The sequence below is a fragment of the Sorangium aterium genome (assembly GCF_028368935.1).
In the GTDB taxonomy this organism is placed as follows: domain Bacteria; phylum Myxococcota_A; class Polyangia; order Polyangiales; family Polyangiaceae; genus Sorangium; species Sorangium atrum.
Genome location: NZ_JAQNDK010000001.1, coordinates 3,963,782 through 3,985,035 on the forward strand (window position 1 = coordinate 3,963,782; position 21,254 = coordinate 3,985,035).

Consider the following 21,254-nt stretch of genomic DNA (forward strand, 5'->3'; position numbering starts at 1 on the left):
GCGGCTGGAGGAGCGCGGGAGGACGCGGCGACTCCCGCGCTGTCCGATTGAGCTCCGCTGCCTCCCCGGGTATGCCGGAGCGGTACGCCATGGAGCCCCCCAACGCGATCCAGTTGCCCGAGGAGCTCCGCGCGCCGCCCCCGCGCCCCTGGGCGGCCTTGCGGCACGTCCGGCACCAGCTGGCCGGCGTGGGGTACTCGCTGCTCTTCTGGGCGGGGCTGCTCGGGGTCGGCGCCTTCTACCGGCACGTCGATTTCGTCGCGATGCTCCTCACGGTCTCGCTCGGCGTCATGCCGTTCGTGCTCCTGTATCAGCTGCTGGGCAGCTATGCCGCGTGCCGCCTGGCGCTCCGCGGGGCGCCGTCGGCGGCGCACATCTACGAGGGAGCCGTCGTGACGAGGTACGGGACGGTGAACATCTGGCACGTCGTCGTCGCCGGCCAGCACGTGCGGATTCGCGCGAACGCGCCGCTCGACAAGAGCGTGGTCGTCCTCGTGACGCCCGAGACGCGGAGCGGCAAGCGCCGAGTCGGGGTCTATCATCCCCGGTTCGGGATCTGCACATCGCTCGTGTGAGCCGCGCTCGCGGCGCTGTTGTTGCGGGCGTGACCGCGTGAGACATTCGCTGGCATGCGAGCTGGGTCGGGTCTTCGCGTGCTGGTCATGGCCGTCCTGGTGCTGGCCGTTGTGGGATGGGTGGGCGCGCTCGGGTGCGCGGCGGGGCACGACGGCGCTGCGGCCGCGGCGCTCGTGCAGCGCCGGTTCCCGGCGCACGCCGCCGAGGTGCTCGGCAGCGGCGCTCCCGGCGCGCCGGCGGCGACCGAGGGTGGCTTCGCCCTCGGCGCGGCCGGCCCGGGCGGCGGACGGCAGCGGCTCCAGGCCGAGCTGCCGCGCGACGGCGGCGGCTGGATGCGGCTCTCGGGCGCGGGCGGCTTCGAGGTGCGGGTGCGGGAGGCCGGCGCGTCCGGCCAGGGGGCGGTGGTCGACGGTGCGGTGATCTATGGCCGCGCGGGCGGCGCGTCGTTCTGGCGGGCTGCCGCCGGGGGTATCGAGGAATGGCTCACCGTGGCGCCGGGCGCCGCGCCGGCGGGTGAGCCCGCGGCCGTCTGGGAGGTGGACGGCGCGGCGCTGCGGCAGCGCGGCGAGGCCGTCGAGGTGGTGGACGCGGCGGGGACGCCGCGGCTGCGCGTCACAGCGCCGCGAGCGTTCGCGGAAGGCGGGCGGCCGATCGCGGCGCGCCTCGAGGCGCGCGGGGCGGAGATCGCGCTGCTTGTCGAGGCGTCGGCGGAGCTCGTGCTCGTGGATCCGCTGTGGCGCCCCGTCGGGGCCATGGCCACGAGGCGGGACGGCGGGCATACGGCCACGCTGCTGGGCGGCGACGACGGGCGGGTCCTGGTCGCGGGCGGCAATGGCGGCGACGGCTATCTCGCGAGCGCGGAGCTGTTCGACCCGGCGGACGACAGCTGGGCGCCGGCTCAGCCGATGAGCGCACCGCGCCTCGAGCACGCCGCCGTGCTGCTGGACAGCGGGCGAATCCTCGTCGTGGGCGGCGCCGACGGCTCGGGCACGACGGTGGCGAGCGCGGAGCTGTACGACCCGGCGGAGGACCGCTGGACGCCGGCGCGGTCGATGAACGGCGCGCGCCAGGGCCCCACGGCGACGCGGCTGGACAGCGGGCAGATCCTCGTCGTGGGCGGCTGGAGTGACGGCAAGTACCTCGCGAGCGCGGAGCTGTTCGACCCGCGGGAGGGCATCTGGACCGCGGCGGCGCCGATGAGCACCGCGCGTTATGGGCACACCGCGACGCTGCTGGCCGATGGGCGGGTCCTGGTCGCCGGCGGCATCGGGCCGGAGGGCGAGGTCCCTACCGTGGACGTGTACAATCCGGCGACGAACACCTGGACCCCGGCGCGCTCGATGAGCACCGGGCGCCGAGGGCACACGGCGACGCGGCTCGACGGCGGGCAGGTCCTCGTCACGGGCGGCTTGACGAGCGACGGCACGTTCCTCGCGAGCGCGGAGCTGTTCGACCCGGTGAACGGCAGCTGGACGCCGGCGCCGCCGATGAGCTTCGGGCGCTTTGGCCACACGGCGACGCTGCTCGACGGCGGGCGGGTCCTGGTCACAGGCGGCCTCTACTCGTACCTCCACCTCGCGGACGCGGAGATCTACGACCCGGCGGAGCGCTCCTGGTCGAACGCACCGGCGATGGCCGTCGGCCGCAGCGATCATACGGCGACGCTGCTCCCGCGCGGCGGCGTGCTCGTGACGGGCGGCAATCAAGGATTCGAGGCGAACGCCGAGGTCTACGACCCGCCGGGCACGAGCCCGTGGGCGGAGACCGCGTCGATGCGCGACGCGCGCTACGTGCACACGGCGACGCTGCTGGACGACGGGCGGGTCCTGGTCGCGGGCGGCTACGGGGCCGAAGCCATCGACCTCAATACCGCGGAGATCTACGACCCGGCCGACGGCACCTGGACCGCGGCGAAGGAGATGCGTGACGCGCGCTACACGCACACGGCGACGCTGCTGGGCGACGGGCGGGTCCTGGTCGCGGGCGGCTACGCGAGCAGCGCGGAGGGCGCGCTCGCGACCGTGGAGATCTTCGACCCCATGACGCGCGGCTGGACAGCGGCAGCGCCGATGATCGCCGCGCGCCAGGGGCACACGGCCACGCTGCTGGACGACGGGAGGGTCCTGGTCACAGGCGGCGTCGGTGCCAACTACAGCAACCTCGCGAGCGCGGAGATCTACGACCCGGAGGAAGGCACCTGGACGGAAGCGGCAACGATGATCGCCGCGCGCCAGGGGCACACGGCCACGCTGCTGGGCGACGGGCGGGTCCTGGTCACAGGCGGCTACGGGCCCCGCGGTGAGGCCCCGAACACGGAGATCTGGAGCCCCACCGCGCGCAGCTGGACACCGGCGGCACCGATGAGCGCCGGGCGCCGGGCGCACACGGCGACGCTGCTGGACGATGGGCGGGTCCTGGTCACGGGCGGCTCCCCGGATTCGGAGGGGATCAGCGGGCTCGCGAGCGCGGAGCTGTACGACCCGGCGACCGATCGCTGGACGCCGCGAGCTCCCATGAGCACCGGGCGCCAGAACCACACGGCGACGCGGCTCCTGGACGGGCGGGTCCTGGTCGCGGGCAATGCCCCCGTCAATGGCCATGGCAGCGCGAGCGCGGAGGTGTACGACCTCGCCACGGACAGCTGGTCTCCGGCAGGGACGATGTACTCCGAGCGATCTCGACACGCAGCGACCCTGCTGCGCCATGGCAAGGTCCTGATCACCGGCGGCGTGGGCCCCGGCATGTATCTCGCCAGCGCCGAGCTCTACACCGCGGCTTTCCCCGGCGACCCTTGCGACACCGACACGGACTGCGCCGGCGCCTCCTGCGTCGACGGCGTCTGCTGCGACACCCCTTGCTCGGGCGCGTGCATGGCCTGCTCCGCCGCGAAGAAGGGCGCCGGCCCCGACGGCGCATGCGGCCCCATCCAGGCCGGCGCCGATCCGGACGACGACTGCGCCGCGGAGCCAGCCTCCTCCTGCGGCACCAACGGCCTCTGCGACGGCCGCGGCGGCTGCCAGCTGCGGGCGCAGGGCAGCCCCTGCGGCGCGGCCTCGTGCAAGGGCGCCTCCGAGCTCGTCGAGGCCCCCCTCTGCGACGGGCGCGGGGTCTGCGCCGAGGGCGACACCCTATCTTGCGCCGAGTACCGCTGCGTCGCGGGCGCCTGTCTCACGGGCTGCACCTTCGACACCCAGTGCGCCGACTCGGCCTACTGCGAGGCGACCGGCGGCGACTGCCTGCCAAAGAAGCCCGCCGGCGCCCCGTGCTCGCTCCCGAAGGAGTGCCTCAGCGGGCAGTGCAGGGCCGGCGCCTGCGAGCTCGACAGCGACGAGGACGGCATCGCCGACAGCGAGGACAACTGCCCTGCGGTCCCGAACACGCTCCAGGCCAACACCGATGGCGGCCTGCCTGCGGGCGATCTCCTCGGCGACGCCTGCGACGAGGACGACGACGCCGACGGCGTCGGCGATAGGGTGGACAACTGCCCCCTCGTCGCGAACCCCGACCAGGCCGACGTCAACCGCGATGGGGTCGGCGACGCCTGCGATTGCAGCAACCCGCGCAAGCCCGACGGCAGCCCCTGCGACGACGGCAACGCCTGCACGCAGACCGATACCTGCCAGAACGGCGCCTGCGTCGGCGGAGATCCCTTCGTGTGCCCGCAGCCCGACACCTCCACCTGCAGGCGCGCCGTCTGCGCGCCGGCCACCGGCGCCTGCGCGAGGCGCTACAAGCTCGACGGGGCGCCCTGTCCAGGCGGCGAGTGCATCGCCGGGGGCTGCTTGCTCGCGGAGGCTGCCAGCGGCTCCGGAGGCGGCGCGGGGGGCGAGGGCCAGGGCGGAGAGGGCGGCGGCGGCCAGGGCGGAGAGGGCGGCGGCGGCGGCCAGGGCGGCGGCGGCCAGGGCGGCGACGCCGCCGCGAATGGCTCCAGCGGGTCCGGCGGCACCGGCGGCAACGCCGGCGGCGCGTCTCCGGCGCCTGCACCGGAGGGGAGCGCCCCGCCGCGCGCGCACGGCAACGGCTGCGCCCTGGCGCGTGGCGCCGGTCCTGACCCGGGCGGCTCGTCCGTGCCCTGGCTCCTCCTCGCCGCGCTGCTCGCCGCGCGGTCCTGGGGTTTCCGCAAGGCAGGCTAATTTACCGCGGTTCGCCGAGTTCTCGCTGGTCGTGCCCTTCCGACAGGCTCCCGGGCGGTTCGGTCATGCCTCGCTCACGCGCAACCAGGGACGAACTTGGGCAACGATTTTGCCGTGCCGAACCGTCGCGAACCGTCGCATTTGCCGCGATTTTGGGGGCACCAGGCGATTGATCGCCCCCCTTCGGAGGGCATGGACCCAACCCGGGACCAACCAGTGAGCCCGGGGCTTGGCGTGCTCGCGCCGGCCGACCCGTCGCCTCGGGCCGCCGTGGTCGCCTCGCTCGCCGGCACTCTGAGTCGCGCCGTCGCCCTCGGGGATGAGGAGGCGGCCCGTGTAGTTCACGAGGCGATCGGGCGGCTGCTCGGGCTGCCGGTGTCACCGAAGCGGTGAGCAAGCTCGCGCGGACAAATATCCTGCCGTATCGGGAAGACCTGACTCCGCCCGTAGCAAGAAGGCGGCCATCTGGCCGCCGTGCTCGCGCGCAGGGGACAACGACGCCGGTTGTGCGCCGCAGGACACGGGCAGCCTTCCGTCGCGGATCGGCTGGCCCACATCGCCGGCAAGAGAGCGAGTGCCATAAAGACGAAGTTGCGGTGGCGAACCGGTGCGATCCGCCCGGCGCTCGGTGGGCTGCTCGCGTTGCCGGCGGCACCGGAGGGGCAAGCGCGCTCGCATCCTTAGGGTGAAGCCTCGGGCCTCCGGGAGTGGCCTTTCCGGATCCCGAACCGCGTCCTCGAGCAGTAGGCGCCGTCCCTACGGACCGTTGAGGCGCGCGATCTCGTGGAGCAGCTCCGGCTCATACGGCCCCGGGAGGGCATCGTGCTCCTCGTCGGCGGAGGCGAGCAGGTCACCCTGCTCGCCGGCTCCTGAAGCTGCCCGTCGAGACCGCGCTCTCGCGGCTCCGCCTCGGCCGCAAGGACCTCGCACATGTGCTCACGCGGCGATCTGCGAATAACCGGCAAGGTGCGAGACGGTGACGACGTGGGTCCCCGCGCCGAGCAGGTCACTGATGAAGGTGCGGCGGACGTCGTGCGGCGAGAAGCCGTTGACCCCGGCGCGCCGCGATCCGGTCGAGGATGCCGTACACGGCCCGATCGGTCAGGCCCGCCGCTCGATCTACATGGGCTTACTGATCGGGTGGAGGAACGGCCGGTACGATCGCCGTGCGAGTGCGCCAAGCGGCGCGCCTCCGAGTCCTCCACGGAACCTTCAACTCGGCGAAGGGCTAGCCCGGACCGCGGCTGCGCTCTTGAGTGCTCGGCGCTCCATGCCATTCCCCACCTGCTGAGCGTCGCGCCCACACTCCAGGGGGCGGATTCGCTGGGACCGCGCTGCCGCTGTTGCTTCGCCCCCGAGCGCGGGCCGCGCACTAGCGATGCTGCGCCACGATCCGTCTTGTACGGAACGTGAGCCGGGCTCGAATCCTCCGTCCGCCCCCTTGCGAAGCCGGTACGAGTGCCTATGCTCTCGCCCCCCTGGACAGGAGGCGATCTCATGCAGAAAGACGAACTATCCCCCGAAGAAGCCTACGATCTCATCGCGTCACAGCTTCGCGACCGAATGAGCGAGTACCTAGCCGCGATCGACGCCTTCCCGAACGTTGACCCGTTGGCGAAGGTGGACATCTGGAATGCGGTGGTCAACAAGCGCAACGAGATCGACCAACTCCAGGCTCAACTCTCCGAGACCGCAACGGAGCTGCGCGCACAAGCTCCGCAAACGGCGACTGCTGCGGCGTCTCTCCTCTACAGAGCTTGTCGTGCGGTGAGCTGGGACGTCCCGCAGCAGAACGACGAGCGCGTGCTCGCGCACTGGTGCCAGCAGCAAGCCTTAGCCATCCGGGATCCGGTGGCGCGACAGTCGGCGTTGGACTGGATTAGACGAGCACTTCGCTACGCTCAGGCTGGCCGCTCGGGTCCTACCGTGACCTGTGTGACGAACGCGAAGCAGTTGCTCAGCCGCTAGTTAGGCCTGCACCGACATCCAGCACACGCATCGCACACCACGAGTGCCTTCCCGAGCCCTGTCCGCGAGTTTTGAGATCGGGTAGTGCAGCCACGCTCCGGGGCATGTCATATTGGGGGTCATGTGGCCAGCCCGGGCCTCGGGCTCGCTCTGCGGATGGGCCGCTGCCTGTGCGAACGCAAGGCCCCGCGCGCGTGCACGAGTCCGGCGGACATCCTTGCGCGGCGGAGGCGTCGCGCGTCATCCGGGGATCGAGTACGTTAGGTAGGTAGGCATGGCTGAAATGGATCAGAAGCTTCTGGCAGGGCAACTCCTCGCCGTTCGAGAGCATGCGAAGCGCGCTGCCATCGCGGTCGTCGAGGAGGCGGGCGACAAGATGTTCGTCGGCTGCTGTACGCTCTTCAGGCGCAACAATCGCAAATTCCTCATCACCGCCGAGCACGTCGCAAGTGCAATCAGTCGTGGCGACGTCGCCCTCGCAATCAGCGAGAACCGTTCCGAGCTCTGGACGCCTGGACGCGGGCAACTTGCATCGACCACGGACCATGATGTCGCGGTGATGGAGTTGAAGGACCAGGAATTCCTTGAACGTCTGCAGAAGGCGGGCTACCGCGAGTTCCTGGATGATCGCGACGTGCAGCGTGGACCGCTTCCCCCGGACTTCCTGCTCTACGGATACCCGGCCGAGGACGTGAAGGTCAATGGCGATGATCTGAATGCGCGGCCGAGCATGATCACCACGCAGCAGTATTCCGGGACGCCGAGCGGCCTGAAACGCCCACTGAGCGGGTACGACCTCTTCCTCGCTTGGCAAGGGGCTTCGAAAGACCTCACGGGCATCAGCGGCACGCCCGTGTGGGCCGTCACGAACGGGCCTTCTGCGGGCGCCGGTGTGTGGACCCCCGACCAGGCGATGAAGGTGTGCGCCGTCGAGACCTCGGCGCTGCGGGGCGAATGGATTCGCGCCACGCGCTGGGAGATCGTCGAGGCAGTCCTGCAGCGTCTCTGATCAGTTCCCGCCGCCGCCTGCTTGCCGCCTGGCCTTATCCTGCACAGGCGCGGGCCTGTCCTTGCTCCCCCGCCCACGTCGCGGCCGTGCTCAAGCTGCACGAACTTCGCCTCGATCTCGGCTACCGACATGCCGCCGCTGGCCAGCGCCACCTCTACCTCGCGCGCGGACGCCACCTGCGCCGCCTGCTCACCCATCCGCCGGAACTCGGAGATAGTACTTGTCCCGCACCTTTCCGCCGGCGCTTCGGGCTCATCGCCCGCGCGCTCCTGCCTGCTCTGCCCCGTCAGCGTCCTGCCACCCGGCCGCAAGCTCCTTCTTGGCCTCCATGCGCTTGAGCTCGCCTGCAACACGAGCACCGCCGAGGCCGGGTCCCAGGCACCGTCCCCAACCTATCCGCGTCGTCGGCCGGACGGGCATCATCCCACAGTCCCGCTCATGTTGCCCGATCCGCCAAGCATCAGTGGATCGGTCGGGCGGGGCATCCGACCGGCAGCGGCCCCGAAGCACATCATCCGAAGCTCGCGGCCTCCGGTCGCCGCCGACGCGCCTCCGCCTTGATCCTTTCCGTCCCGCCCGCGTAACGTCGGCATCGTGCCGATGGTGCAGAAGCGAACCGTTCTCGAACACCTCACCCGCGACGAGCTGATCTCCATCGCCGACGCGTTCGACGTCCACGTCCAGGACCGGCGGAGCAAGGAGAAGCTGGTCGATGCCGTGGCGGCCTCCAGGAGCGCCACGCTGGCCGCCGTGCTGGCGTCGTACTCGCGGGACCGGCTGAAGGAGCTCTGCCGGGTGCTGCACCTCGATGACGGCGGCCGGGAGAAGGCCGTGCTGGTCGCGAGGCTCACCGGCGGGAAGGCGTCCGAGCCGCCGGCGCCTCCGAGGGCGAACGGGGCGGCGCGGGCGGCGCCCGAGCAGGTCGAGCTGGCCCTCGGGGAGAAGCTCACGATCGACCGGCTCGAACGGCATCTCTGGTCGGCCGCGGACATCCTGCGGGGGTCGATCGACTCGAGCGATTACAAGAACTTCATCTTCGGGCTGCTCTTCCTGAAGCGCCTGAGCGACCGGTTCCACGAGGAGGTCGAGGCGCTGAAGGGCGTGCCGAACGCTGATCCCGAGGACCGCGACGAGCACGACTTCTTCGTGCCGAAGCAGGCCCGGTGGTCCGAGCTGCAGAAGGTCGCGAGCCAGGTCGGCAACGCGCTCAACAAGGCCGCATCGGCGCTGGAAGACGAGAATCCGCAGCTCGAAGGGGTGCTCGCCGGGATCGATTTCAACGACGAGCGGAAGCTCGGCGACGCGAAGAACCGGGACGTGGTGCTGGGGCGGCTGGTGCAGCACTTCTCGAAGCTGTCGCTCAAGAACGCGGACCTGTCCGAGCCGGACATGCTGGGCCGGGCGTACGAGTACCTGATCGAGAAGTTCGCGGACGACGCCGGCAAGAAGGGCGGGGAGTTCTACACACCGCGCATGGTCGTGCGGCTCATCGTCGAGCTCCTGGAGCCCAGGGCGGGACTGCGGATCTGCGACCCGACCGCCGGCTCGGGCGGCATGCTGATCGAGTGCGCCCACTACCTGGAGCGGCACGGGCAGAACCCGAAGGACCTGTCGCTCTACGGCCAGGAGAAAAACCTGGGGACCTGGGCCATTTGCAAGATGAACATGCTGCTCCACGGGCTGCCCAGCGCACGGATCGAAAAGGGGGACACGATCCGCGATCCGAAGCTGCGGAACAAAGAGGGGCTGATGGTGTTCGACCGGGTGATCGCCAATCCGCCGTTCTCGCTCGACGAATGGGGGCGCGAGGTGGCCGAGAACGATCCGTACCGACGCTTCCCCTTCGGCGTGCCGCCCAAGACCAAGGGGGACCTCGCCTTCGTGCAGCACATGATCGCGACCACCGATAATAAGACGGGCAAGGTGGGGGTCGTGATGCCACACGGGGTGCTGTTCCGTGGGGCCGCGGAGGGGGAGATCCGCAAGGGCATGCTGGAGGCGGATCTCGTCGAGGCCGTGGTGGGGCTGCCGACGAACCTGTTCTATGGGACGGGGATCCCGGCAGCGGTGCTGGTGCTCAACAGGAGCAAGGCGGCCGGACGGAAGAAGAAGGTGCTGTTCGTCGAGGCGTCGCGGGAGTTCAAGGAGGGGTCAGCGCAGAACTTCCTGCGGGAGGAGGACGTCAAGAAGATCGCGGTGACGTTCAAGGCCTTCAAGGACGTGGACAAGTACGCGCGGGTCGTGGGGATCGAGGAGATCGAGAAGAACGACTTCAACCTGAACATCTCGCGATACGTGCAGACGACCGAGGCAGCGGAGAGGGTCGAGGTGGCGCATGCGCTGCAGACGCTGCGCGAGTTGGAGAAGAAGCGGGGGGAGGCCGAGGCGCGGATGAATGCCTACCTCAAGGAGCTGGGGTATGACGCCTGAAGGCTGGCGCACGGATCGGCTTGGCAGCTTGCTTGACGGCATTGACGCCGGCTGGAGCCCGCAATGTGAGGGTCGACCGGCAAACGATGATGAATGGGGAGTCCTCAAGGTCAGCGCCGTCACGTCGGGAGTTTACCGGCCCACCGAAAACAAAGCGCTCCCTAGTTCGCAGGTGCCGAAGCCAGAACTCGAAGTGCATGATGGCGATCTCCTTCTTGCCCGCGCAAACGGCGTGTTGGAACTCGTAGGACGTACTGCTATCGTTCGTCATACGCGCCCGCGGTTGATGCTTTCGGACAAGATTCTTCGCATTCGCCCAAGGAATGCCACTGCGGATGCCGCCTTTCTGCACGCCTTGCTTTCCTCCTCATCGGCCAGAGATAGGCTAACAACGGTCACCGGCGGAAGCCACATGCGAAACATCTCGCAAGGTGCGCTTCGGGATCTTCATGTATGCTGTCCTCCGCTTGGCGAGCAACGGAAGATCGCCGCCATCCTCTCCTCCGTGGACGACGCCATCGAGGCCACCCAGGCGGTCATCGACCAGCTCCAGGTCGTCAAGAAGGCGATGATGACCGAGCTGCTAACGCGAGGGCTTCCCGGCCGGCACACGCGGTTCAAGAAGACCGAGATCGGGGAGGTGCCGGAGGAGTGGCATATCGCGTCTATCGGCGAACTCGCAGAATTCTCAGGAGGCAAAGGCTTTACGCCGAGAGATTGGGCCAGCGCCGGGCTACCGATCATCCGAATCCAGAACCTCAACGGCTCGAAGGATTTCAACTATTATGCCGGACAGCCAGACGATGACTGGCTCGTGCAACCCGGAACGCTGCTCTTTGCCTGGGCGGGCAGTAGAGGAGCGTCTTTCGGGCCATGCATCTGGCCAGGTCCTCTAGGAGTTCTGAATCAACACATCCACCGCCTCGCGCCTGATCGTCGACGAGTTTCAAAGCTCTTCATGTACTACCTTCTACGCCTCGTCACCGAGGAGGTCGAGAAGCGGGCGCACGGATTCAAGGACACCTTGGTTCACCTGCGCAAGTCCGAGCTAACAGGGTGGCCGGTTGCTTTACCTCCCCTGAACGAACAAGAGAAAATCGTTGAGCTCCTTGAAGCTATAGGCTCAAGAATCTCCGTGGAGCAAGCCGCGCTCGAATCGTTGAAATCAGCAAAGACAACACTCGCCCAAGCGCTCCTCACCGGCGAAATCCGCGTCACCCCCGACGAGGCCGCGCCATGACCCCGCCCGGCAACGCCTGGAACGAGCTCTCCCTCTCCGAGGACCCCGCCGTCGCCCTCCTCCAGAAGCTCGGCTTCCGCTACGTCGCCCCCGAGATCCTCGAAGCCGAGCGCGAGAGCGTCAAGGTGCCGCTCCTCCCCTCCCGTCTCGCAAAGGCCCTCAAGAAGCTCAACCCCTGGCTCTCCGACGACAATCTGCACAAGGCCGTCCGCTCCGTCGGCGCCGTCCAGTCGGCGACGCTCATCGAGGCGAGCGAGGAGGTCTACGAGACCCTCGTCCACACCCGCTCGTTCGAGCAGGACCTCGGCGACGGCCGCAAGAGCCACGATGTCCGCTTCTTCGACTTCGACAACCCTACCAACAACGAGCTCCTCGTCACCCGCCAGTACGCGGTGAAGGGCGCCAAGAAGACCATCTACCCCGACATCGTGGTCTTCATCAACGGCATCCCCCTCGCCGTCATCGAGTGCAAAAGCCCCAAGCTCGGTGAGGCCTGGAAGCTCGAGGCGATCGACCAGTTCAGCCGCTACCAGGAGCTCGACGATAAGTACCGCGAGCTCGGCGCCCCCAGGCTGTTCGAGACCGTGCAGGTCCTCATCGCTACCTGCCGTCAAGCCGCCGTCTACGGCACGGTCACCACCCCGTATCGCTTCTTCGCCGAGTGGAAGACCACCTGGCCAATGACCCCGGAGAAGCTCCGCGCCCTCGTCGGCCGCGAGCCGACCGCACAGGACGTCACCCTGGCAGGGCTGCTCGCCCCGCAGAACCTCCTCGACCTCGTCCGGAACTTCGTTGCCTTCGACCCCGACCGCGACACGGGCCGCGTCGTCCGCAAGCTCTGCCGCTACCAGCAGTTCACCGCCGTCAACAAGGCCATCGAGCGCGCCCGCACGGCCAAGAAGCCGGACGACCGCGGCGGCGTCGTCTGGCACACGCAGGGGTCGGGCAAGAGCCTCACCATGCTGTGGCTCGCGCTCAAGCTCCGCCGCGATCCGCTGCACGAGAACCCCACCCTCGTGCTCGTCACCGATCGCAAGGACCTCGACGCGCAGATCACCGGAACCTTCCAGGCCTGCAAGTTCCCCAACCCCGAACGGGCCGAGAGCGTCCGGCACCTGCGCGAGCTGCTCTCGGGCCCTCCGGGAAAGACCGTGCTCACCACGGTGCAGAAGTTCCAGGAGCTCGCCGCCACCGGCGGGAGCTCCGGAAAGCGCGCCGCCCGGAAGGAGCACCCCGTCCTCTCCGAGGCGCACAACCTCTTCGTCCTCACCGACGAGGCCCACCGCACCCAGTACGGCGGGCTCGCCGCGAACATGCGCAAGGCGCTGCCCAACGCGGCGTTCTTCGGCTTCACGGGCACGCCGATCGACAAGAAGGACCGCTCGACCCTCTCGACCTTCGGCCCGTACATCGACACGTACACCATCGAGCAGGCCGTCGCCGACGGGGCCACCGTGCCCATCTTCTACGAGGGCCGGCTCCCCGCGCTGCGGATCATCGGCAACACGCTCGACGCCCTCTTCGACCGCGTGTTCGCCGATCGGTCGGACGAAGAGCGCGAGGCGATCAAGAAGAGATACGCGAACGAGCAGACGCTCGCCGGGGCGCCAAAACGGGTCGAGACGATCTGCCTCGACCTCCTCGACCACTATGCAAAAGCCATCCAGCCCGGCGGCTTCAAGGCCCAGGTCGTGGCCTGCACCCGCGAGAACGCCGTGCTGTACAAGGAGACGCTCGATCGCCTCCACGGACCGCAGTCGGCGATCATCATCTCGGGGTCGAACAAGGACGCCACGCACCTCGTCAAGCACCACACGAGCGAGGAGCAAAGGACGGCCCTGATCGACCGCTTCCTCGCGAAGGACGACCCGCTCAAGATCCTCGTCGTCTGCGATATGCTGCTCACCGGCTTCGACGCCCCGATCGAGCAGGTCATGTACCTCGACTCCCCGCTGAAAGAGCACACGCTGCTCCAGGCAATCGCCCGCGTGAACCGGACCGCCGACGGGAAGAGCTATGGCCTGGTCATCGACTACTGGGGCGTCTCGGAGGCGCTCACCGAGGCGCTCGAGATCTTCGCCCCCTCCGAGGTAAAGGGCGCCATGACGCCGAAGAGCGACGAGCTCCCGCGGCTCCAGGCGCGGCACGCGGCGGCCGTGCGGTTCTTCGTCCGGGTGAAGGACAAGGACGATCTCGACGCGTGTGTCGCCGTCCTGGAGCCGGAGGACGTCCGGGCCGAGTTCGACGCGGCCTTCAAGAGATTCTCGCAGAGCCTCGACATGCTGCTGCCGGATCCGAGCGCGCTGCCCTATGTCGCGGACGCGCGCTGGCTCGGAAAGATCCGGCAGGCGGCGGCCGCCAAGTTCCGCGACAAGAAGATCGATATCGCCGACTGCGGGGCCAAGGTCCGGAAGCTCATCGAAGAGGCGGTCGCGGCGGACGGGATCGAGATCCTGGTCAAGCCAATATCGCTCTTCGCGCCGGAGCTCGAGGAGAAGCTCAAGAAGCTGAAGACCCCGGAGGCGCGGGCGAGCGAGATGGAACACGCGATCCGGGACGAGATCCACGTTCGGCTCGACGATGACCCCGTGTTCTTCACGTCCTTGCGTGAGCGGCTGGAGCAGATCATCGAGGACCGCAAGGCGAAGCGCATCGACGCGGCCAGGGAGCTTCAGCGGCTCGAGGACGAGATCCGCAAGAAGATACGAGCGCGGGCGGAGACCGCTGCGACGCTGGGCCTCTCGGAGACGGGGCTCGCCATCTACGGACTCATCTCGGAGCGCAAGCCCCTGACCGCCGCGGAGAAGACGGGGAACGCGTACGGGAAGGTGGACGAGTCCAAGAAGGAGCTGGCTTCGCTGCTGGAAGAGCAGCTCGAGCCCCAGGTGTCGCTCGTCGACTGGGTGCACAAGGACGATGTGCAACGGGAGATGCGCAAACGCATCAAGCGGCAGCTGCGGGCGGCGGGGTTTGCCGACGACAAGCTCGACGCGACGGCGGACAGCATCGTCGACCTGATGAAGCGGCGCAGAGGCCGGTGATGCTTCCGGAGCGGTCCGAGGTGACGTGGGGCACAACGCACCTCGCCTACGAGATCCGGCGGAGCGCCCGGAGATCCACGGTGTCGATCGCGATCGACCCGGCCCTCGGGCTCGTCGTGACGGCGCCCCAGGCGACGCCCATCGCGCGGCTGGACTCGGTGGTTCGGTCGAAGGCCCACTGGATCGTCCCGCGGCTCAAGCGCCGGAGCGAGCGGCCCCCCACCTGCAGCGCGCGAGAGTTCGTGAGCGGAGAGTCGGTCCTTTATCTCGGGCGGCAGTTCCGGCTCCGCTTGCTCCCCGAGCAGGAGCCGCGCCCGCTGGCCCTCCGTGGCGGATGGCTAGAGCTGCCGCTCCCTCGGGGGCTCGCGCCCGAGCACCACGGCGCGTACGCGCGGGCGGCGCTGGTCGACTGGTACAGGCGGCGGGCCACGGAGCGCCTCCCCGCGTGGGCCGCGCCGTGGGCGCAGCGGCTCGACGTGTCGTTCCGGCGCCTCCTGGTGACCGACCAGGCCAAGCGCTGGGGGAGCTGCTCCCGCGGCGTTCTCCGGCTCAACTGGCGCATCGTGCAGGCGCCGAGGGCGCTTGTCGACTACGTGCTCGCCCACGAGCTCACGCACCTGATCCACGATCGCCATGGGCGGGATTTTTGGGCAGCGCTCGGCAGGGTGATGCCCGACTACGAGGCGCGGAGGGCCCGCCTGGGAGAGCTCGGGCCAGCGCTTCTGTGGTGACCCTTTCTCGCCCTACCGCCGCTCCTTCTCGCCAGGCGTGCCGCAGTCTGGCGAGGCGCGTGCGATCGAGCCTGCCGTGACCTAACCTCCGCCAGGCAACTACCCTTTCTTCGGCCGGCCGCGCTTCACCTCCGGCAGTTCCCGCCGGCGGAACAGCACCCCAGGCGGCACGCGGAGCACGTCGGCCAGCTTCACGAGGACTGCCACCCCGACGTTGGTCTTGGCGCGCTCGATCTCCTGGAGGAAGCGGAGGGCGATCCCAGCTGCTTCGGCAAGCTCTTGCTGCGTCATGCCGCGCTTCAGGCGGATCCGACGGACGTTGGCCGCGATGAAGCCGAGCACCTCCTCCAGTCGAGCATCAGGCATGGCGAAGGTGTGGCCTCCTGTCCAATCTGAAATGACGCGGCATACAGCGCATTTCTATTGCCGTGCCCTCCTGCACCACCTAAGCTTCCCAGACGCAAGTGCTGCCCGCGACGGCGCCAACCGTCCGGGCAGCGTGGCCGAACCCCGCTTGCACGAGGTCCGACATGGAAACAGTACGTCCACGCCCTGAACGGGGCCAAGAGATCGATCCGTCCTCCCGCCGCCGCCCCCGTCCAGCTGCTTGCAGCCGGCTCGCCGGTCTGCCTAGAGGCCGGCACCAGCCATCTCACCCCGCCGTCTACCTCGAAGCCACCGCGCTCCTCGAACAGCGTCCGCTCATCCGCAGCACCCTCCGCGCCCGCGGCGTTCTCCCCGCCGATCTCGACGACGTCACGCAGGACACCGTCCTCGGCGCGTGGCGCAGCATGCGCGCCGGCCGCTTCCGCCCGCCCCCGGCTCTTGCTCCCGCCGACGCCCTCCGCACCTGGCTCGCCGGTGTCGCCTCGCGACAGGCTTCGCACTACCGAGACAAGGCCTACCGCCGGCACGAAGCATCCCCGCTCGATCTTCAGCGTCTCTCCGCGTTCGCCACCCCCTCTCCGGAGGAGCGCCTCGTCGCGCGCGGTTTGCTTCGTGCCTTCAACCGCCTCCGCCCTGAGCTTCGCGAGGTCTTGGCGCTCACCGCCACCGGCCTGACGATGCTCGAGATCGCCGAATCCCTCGCAATCCCAAGGCCGACGGTGGCTACGCGGCTCCGTCTGGCGCGGCGCCTGTTCGCCCGCTCCCTCGCTCGCTGCCGGAGGTGGTCGCGATGAGCCGCGCCGTGCAGAGCGCCTGCATGAAGGCGCTCGCGGATCTCCTCCCGGCCCTCGACCCGCCGCGCTTAGCGCCCGCCAAGGGGGCGTCATGAGCGAGGCGGCCGAGAGCCCCCCTGCCGCCACGCTCGTCGACGTGCCCACCGCCCCAGAGGCCACGCTCGTCGACTTGGTGCTCGGCCTGCCCGGTGCGGCCTCGCGCGTGCTCGCCATGCACGGCCTGCTGGAACTCGGGCACCTGACGCCCTACGCGGTCGCGCAGCGGACCGAGCTTGCGCCCGAAGACGCGCTGCGGCTGCTGGCCGCCCTGGAGCTCGGGCGGCGCGTGCACGCCGCGCGCACGCGCCGCCCGAGGCGCTTGCGCTCGCCGCGAGACATCGCCCGCTTCTTCGAACCCATGCTCGCCCACCTCGTGCACGAGGAGCTCTGGATGGCGGCGCTCGACGTACACCACGGCGTGCGCGGCGTCCGCATGCTCTCGCGCGGCGGACTCATCAGCACCGTCGTCCAGCAGACGGATGTGCTGCGTGCCTCGCTCGAGATGACCGCCACCTCGTTCGTGCTCTGTCACAACCATCCAAGCGGCGACCCGAAGCCCACCGACGAGGACGTGTTCCTGACCAACGCTGTGGAGCACGCCGCGCACCTGCTCGGGGTACCCCTCGCCGATCACGTCATCGTCACGCCTGCCGGGCGCTTCTCCTCCGTGTTCCGGCGCTGACGCCGGTCCGGGGCTGCGGCCGGGCCTGCGTGACGCCAACACACGTCGGCAATTGCCGTTGTCGCCGGCATCTCCTCACGGATGGGGGGCGGACCCCCGGGCAACTTCCGAGCCACGCGGTACAACATCTCCCGTGAATCCTCCAGCAACCGAAACCCGCAAGTTGCCCGCCGCGGAGCCATGCTGCCGTTGAAGGCGAGCGCGATGGGAACGGACCTGCCCCTCATCATCGACGGATCCAGTTACCGCCAGCACCTCGCCGAGCCCGGGGACAGGTAGGCTGGCGAGCGCTCCACGCGCCGGGGCGAGTGCGCCGCGATCTGGCCTGCCCAGTTGTAAGCGGCCACTCAGTTCCGCCGGCACCTCCCCCAGCACTGGGACGGGCGCGCCGGCGAGCACTCCGCGCACGGAGCGAGCGCGCCGCGACGTCACATGCCCCTCGTCGCACCAGGATCACGATCACGCCGCTCGCGGCCAGCACGGTGTGGTGCCGGTGAATCGTCGAAGAGGTCCGGAGATGATCAGCCCGAGGGCGCCGCCGATGGTGGGTGGGGGCAGCCGAGCTGCCCTCCTTGCGGGCCTCCCCCGCCCAGCGCCCGCGACGTGAGGCGGTGCGCCACGGAGACACAGTCGTCTAAGATCGCTACCCTGGCGGCACCGAGACGCGCATGCCCACCCTCCGCCTCGCTGCAGCTCAGCTCCACTACCACCCCGCTTTCGAAGGAAACGGCCAGCAACCCCTCCGCGAGCCCACCGGCACATGAGAAGGCGCCAGCCTTTCGGCCCTGCGCGCCAACACCCCCGAGGGTGAGCGCCTTCTGCGGCAGCTCCGCGAGCGCATCGAGAAGGTGTATCTTATCGCCTATCGCCCCCGCCTCAAGGCCGTCGTCCGCTTCGCGGCCGGCCTCGCGATCGATCTGCTGGTGCTGCCCGAGTATGCCGTGCCGCTCGCGCTCTTGCCCGCGGTGGCCGAGGCCGCGGGCGAGCGCATGACCGTTATCGCGGGCACGCACACCGTGACGCCCGAGGGGGTGCGCAAGTCGGGCCTCTACGAAAAGCTCGCGTTCACGCCCAAGCCAACGATCGGATCGGCGGTGGCGCCGGTGCTGCGGGGCGGGCGCGCGGTTGCGGCGGTGCTCAAACTCAGCGCCTCGCAGTGGGAGCCGGATCTCCGGCTCGGGTCGGCGTGGGAGCCGGTGCTGATCGGGGAGGAACGGCTCGGGGTCCTCATCTGCCTCGACTTCCTCAAGCTGCGCGACGGAGACGTGGCGCCGAAGGTCGGGCCGCGTTTCGACCACTGCTCGCTGTTTGCGGTGCCGTCCCTGACGCCGATGCTGAGTGTGGGGCACTTCGCGTCCAACGGGGAAGAGGGGATCTACGGCTACGGGCGGCCGGTGGTGTATGCGAACCGGGCGCGGGAGGGCGGGACGCGGATCTTCGTGGTCGGGGCGGAGAGCGCGGAGGGTGCGGGGATCCTCGCGGCAGGGACGTCGCCGCCGGTGTTGCCGGCGGGGGTGGAGGGGGTGGTGATGGCGGAGGTGCGCTTCGGGGAGATGCGGGAGCGGTATCGGCCCGTGGTGTCGTCTCGGCCGCTGGGGGCAGCCGTGGTGCTGGACGCGGGGGCGTGGCCGGAACTGCGGGCCGCGGAGGAAGCACTGCTTTCGGCGGGGGAGGCGGAGCAGGCATTCGCGCAGGTCGAGGCGGGGGAGCAGGTGTTCCGGAAGGCGGCTGTGGAGCAGCGGTTGCCGGCGATTGCGCGGGAGCGATGGGGGTGGCTCGGGGACGGCGCACCGGGAATCACGCAGATAGATCACCTGCACGTCCTGGCACGGGATGTCTGGGTGGAAGGGGTCGCATCGGAGGCGGAGATCGAGCGGGCGCTGGTGGAGGGGGCGGCGCAGGTGCTGCGGGAAGTGGAGAAAGCGGCGCCGACGGGGTCGAAGGTCGTGACGGTCCGGGGGTTGCTGGAAGGGGAGGTGTTGAAGCGGTTCGAGGGGGTGGCGGCGGACGCGGAGGTGCTGAAGGGGGTGACAGAAGGGCTCGTGCCGGAGCCGGAGCGGGTGTCGCTGCCAGGGCCGGCGGAGGATGGGTCGTTCCAGCGGTGGGTCATGGATCCGGGACCGTTTCCGGTGAAGCTGACGAAGCGCGGGTATACGGCCTACCGCCAGACTTCCGATAAGCAGTGGCTCCGTGTGGAAGAAGTGATCGACAAGGACCGCGGCCGGTCTTACATCAGTCATCCCGTAGCCAAGCGCGCAGAAATGGCAATTGAGCGAGGCGCCGGACTCTTGGCGCTCTGGGGACACGCACCTGCATGGGTTGCGAGCGGCCCTGGGGGCTTCGAGTATATCGTCTTGACGAACGGGCGTCCGATCGTCTGTGCCAATGCAGGCATGCCTTCCGAGGAACACATGCGAGATGCGAGGACCCCCACTAGTACTACAGCCGTACTTGGTCCGAGGTGCGGCTGTAGGCATCGAAATCGTCGAGAAATCCCTGTCCGTTTGCCGTCTACAGCCGCAGATGGGCCGCAAGTACGGCTGTAGTACTAGAGCGCCAATCATATTGAAAACCGTCTCATTCCAATAGGTTACGCCGCCTCCATCAGCCGCTGGGCAGACTCGAGATTCTGGATCGCTGCTGCGCGCCGGAGGTCGAACAGGTTTCTCCTGGCGCCGATGTAGCGCGCGCTGTGTCCTTTGCGCGCCGCGATGTGGGCGAGGGCATGCTCCACAGGGATCCGCTGCCGGAGCACGGCGCGTCCTGGCCCGGTCTGCTGCAGCTTCCGGAACTTGCTCTGCAAAGCTTCGTCCTCGGCTATGGATACGGTCCGCCCTCGTCCCGACGCGGCTTGGGTGCATTTGGCTCGGAGGGGGCACGCACCACACTCCTCGGGATCGAACTCGACCGTGTCGCCCGGCTCGAACATTTCGACCTGGCCCGCGGGACACGTGATTGTCTTGGCGCGCAGGTCGATCTTGAAGTCGCGCTTGCTGAACATGTCAGGTCTGCGAGCCCGCTGCCCCCACGGCTTCGAGAACACCTGGCCGTCATCGCGGATTACATCGTCCACGACGGGACTGTTCACGTAGGCGCGATCGATGTGCAGCTCAACGAGGCGTCGCCCCTGATGCTGGATGTCCTTGGCGATCGGCGGGGGAACGGGGACGTGTGTCCTCGTGCCGCGCCGGGTGCTTCCAGATTGTAATCGAGCTCTCGGTTTCGCACCGAGGCGCCGCGCGCACCTCGTTCTCGGCAACTCGGTCCCCCTGGGAGCGAAATCTAGGCTGAGAGAGCGGCTGAGCGGGGCGCGCACGCGCGGATCGGACCGTACCCAGGCAACCACCGTGGAGTACGTTTTGTCGCGACGGGTCGGCATAGCCAAAAGCAAAGCTAGCACATCAACTCTCCACGGTAAACAGCCGCAGAGGGAGGTGTACTCGTAACCGCCCGACCATGGCCACGGGCGCGGCCCGTTGCGGCGCTCGTCAGGGTCGACGAGACTGAACGCGGGGCGGCGTCGGCCCACGGCCCGGGGCGAGCACAGGGCCGGGCCTGGAACGGTGCCCGCCGAGGCGGCCTCCGCCCGCGTCGCGCCGAGGTCTGCGTTGTTCAGGTCGCGTCGGCGTCGCCGGTGGTCGGAGCAGCGCGCGACGAGCTCGCCCAGGCGTCGGGCAGCAGTTCGTGCAGCCGCTCGCGCGGCCAGCCCGCCTGCAACTTGCCGATTACGTCCGTCGCCCAGGTGAGCGGGTTGGCTCCGTGTATCCGACACGAGCCGAAGATCGTATAGCCGATGGCCAGGCGCTTAGCTCCCTTGTCGGAGCCCGCGAACAAGTAGTTTTTCCTGTTATGTGGAGCTCCACATAAAAGAAAGAACTGGATTTTCGTCGGCAGCAACGACGGCGCCGAGTGGAATGCCACCATCCTCTCGCTCATCGCCTCCTGTGCGCTGCACGGCATCGAGCCCTGGGCTTACTTGCGCGACGTGCTCATCCTGCTGCCCACTTGGCCGCCCGAGAGTTTCATTGAGCTCGCTCCCAAGTCCTGGAAGCAGACCCTCGAGCACGCCGATGCTCGGCAGCGGCTCGCGGCCAGTCCGTGGCCCCGCGGCGCGCCGGCTGCGACGCCCAGCTGACCGCGGCTCCCCCTCGTCGGCCACTGCCGCCCCCTCGCCGGCCGCCGGGCGTGCGGCTCGCCGGCTTGGGCGTGCTGGCACGACCTCAT

General features: G+C 69.2%; 13 protein-coding genes and 2 pseudogenes. 12 read left to right on the forward strand and 3 right to left on the reverse strand.

Annotated features, from left to right (window positions below; genetic code table 11):
* Window positions 1-89: 89 nt before the first annotated feature.
* The 8 genes from POL72_RS14640 (at window position 90) to POL72_RS14675 (ending at window position 15,128) form a co-directional block, all read left to right on the forward strand.
* Window positions 90-575, forward strand: coding sequence for a hypothetical protein (locus POL72_RS14640; RefSeq protein ID WP_272095841.1), 486 nt, complete (start codon window positions 90-92; stop codon window positions 573-575).
* 54 nt (window positions 576-629) lie between these two features.
* Window positions 630-4,709, forward strand: a complete 4,080-nt coding sequence (locus POL72_RS14645; RefSeq protein ID WP_272095843.1) for a Kelch repeat-containing protein — start codon at window positions 630-632, stop codon at window positions 4,707-4,709.
* 1,497 nt (window positions 4,710-6,206) lie between these two features.
* Window positions 6,207-6,677 carry a hypothetical protein gene (locus tag POL72_RS14650; protein ID WP_272095844.1) on the forward strand — a complete coding sequence of 157 codons (471 nt, stop codon included), beginning with the start codon at window positions 6,207-6,209 and terminating at the stop codon, window positions 6,675-6,677.
* A gap of 274 nt (window positions 6,678-6,951) precedes the next feature.
* A complete protein-coding gene (locus POL72_RS14655) occupies window positions 6,952-7,686 on the forward strand; it encodes a hypothetical protein (RefSeq protein ID WP_272095845.1) in 735 nt (244 codons plus the stop codon).
* 600 nt (window positions 7,687-8,286) lie between these two features.
* Window positions 8,287-10,116: a class I SAM-dependent DNA methyltransferase gene (locus POL72_RS14660; protein ID WP_272095846.1), complete on the forward strand. Its 1,830-nt coding sequence runs from the start codon at window positions 8,287-8,289 to the stop codon at window positions 10,114-10,116.
* Complete coding sequence (locus tag POL72_RS14665; protein WP_272095847.1) at window positions 10,106-11,356, forward strand: restriction endonuclease subunit S; 1,251 nt, start codon at window positions 10,106-10,108, stop codon at window positions 11,354-11,356. Before POL72_RS14660 ends, POL72_RS14665 begins: the two co-directional genes overlap by 11 nt.
* Window positions 11,353-14,397: a type I restriction endonuclease subunit R gene (locus POL72_RS14670; protein WP_272095848.1), complete on the forward strand. Its 3,045-nt coding sequence runs from the start codon at window positions 11,353-11,355 to the stop codon at window positions 14,395-14,397. The genes POL72_RS14665 and POL72_RS14670 overlap by 4 nt, the downstream gene beginning before the upstream one ends.
* Complete coding sequence (locus tag POL72_RS14675) at window positions 14,397-15,128, forward strand: M48 family metallopeptidase (protein ID WP_272095849.1); 732 nt, start codon at window positions 14,397-14,399, stop codon at window positions 15,126-15,128. The genes POL72_RS14670 and POL72_RS14675 overlap by 1 nt, the downstream gene beginning before the upstream one ends.
* 99 nt (window positions 15,129-15,227) lie before the next feature.
* Here POL72_RS14675 and POL72_RS14680 read toward each other — a convergent pair whose 3' ends face one another.
* Window positions 15,228-15,494 (reverse strand): helix-turn-helix domain-containing protein, encoded by a 267-nt coding sequence (locus POL72_RS14680; RefSeq protein ID WP_272095851.1) that lies wholly within the window; start codon window positions 15,492-15,494, stop codon window positions 15,228-15,230.
* Between the two features lie 164 nt (window positions 15,495-15,658).
* Between POL72_RS14680 and POL72_RS14685 the strand changes: the two genes are divergently transcribed.
* The 3 genes from POL72_RS14685 (at window position 15,659) to POL72_RS14695 (ending at window position 19,576) form a co-directional block, all read left to right on the forward strand.
* Window positions 15,659-16,309 (forward strand): sigma-70 family RNA polymerase sigma factor, encoded by a 651-nt coding sequence (locus POL72_RS14685; protein ID WP_272095952.1) that lies wholly within the window; start codon window positions 15,659-15,661, stop codon window positions 16,307-16,309.
* A gap of 91 nt (window positions 16,310-16,400) precedes the next feature.
* On the forward strand, window positions 16,401-17,030 hold the full coding sequence (locus tag POL72_RS14690) for a JAB domain-containing protein (RefSeq protein WP_272095852.1): 630 nt from the start codon (window positions 16,401-16,403) through the stop codon (window positions 17,028-17,030).
* Between the two features lie 848 nt (window positions 17,031-17,878).
* A complete protein-coding gene (locus tag POL72_RS14695; RefSeq protein WP_272095854.1) occupies window positions 17,879-19,576 on the forward strand; it encodes a hypothetical protein in 1,698 nt (565 codons plus the stop codon).
* A 44-nt stretch (window positions 19,577-19,620) separates the two neighbouring features.
* Here the strand turns inward: POL72_RS14695 and POL72_RS14700 are convergent.
* Together POL72_RS14700 and POL72_RS14705 are read right to left on the reverse strand one after the other, a co-directional pair.
* A pseudogene (locus POL72_RS14700) lies at window positions 19,621-20,031 on the reverse strand (transposase); the annotation flags it as partial.
* 611 nt (window positions 20,032-20,642) lie between these two features.
* Window positions 20,643-20,876 (reverse strand): annotated as a pseudogene (locus tag POL72_RS14705) (transposase domain-containing protein); the annotation flags it as partial.
* Window positions 20,877-21,006: 130 nt separating this feature from the next.
* Here POL72_RS14705 and POL72_RS14710 point away from each other — a divergent pair.
* Window positions 21,007-21,165, forward strand: a complete 159-nt coding sequence (locus POL72_RS14710) for a hypothetical protein (protein ID WP_272095856.1) — start codon at window positions 21,007-21,009, stop codon at window positions 21,163-21,165.
* Window positions 21,166-21,254: the final 89 nt, after the last annotated feature.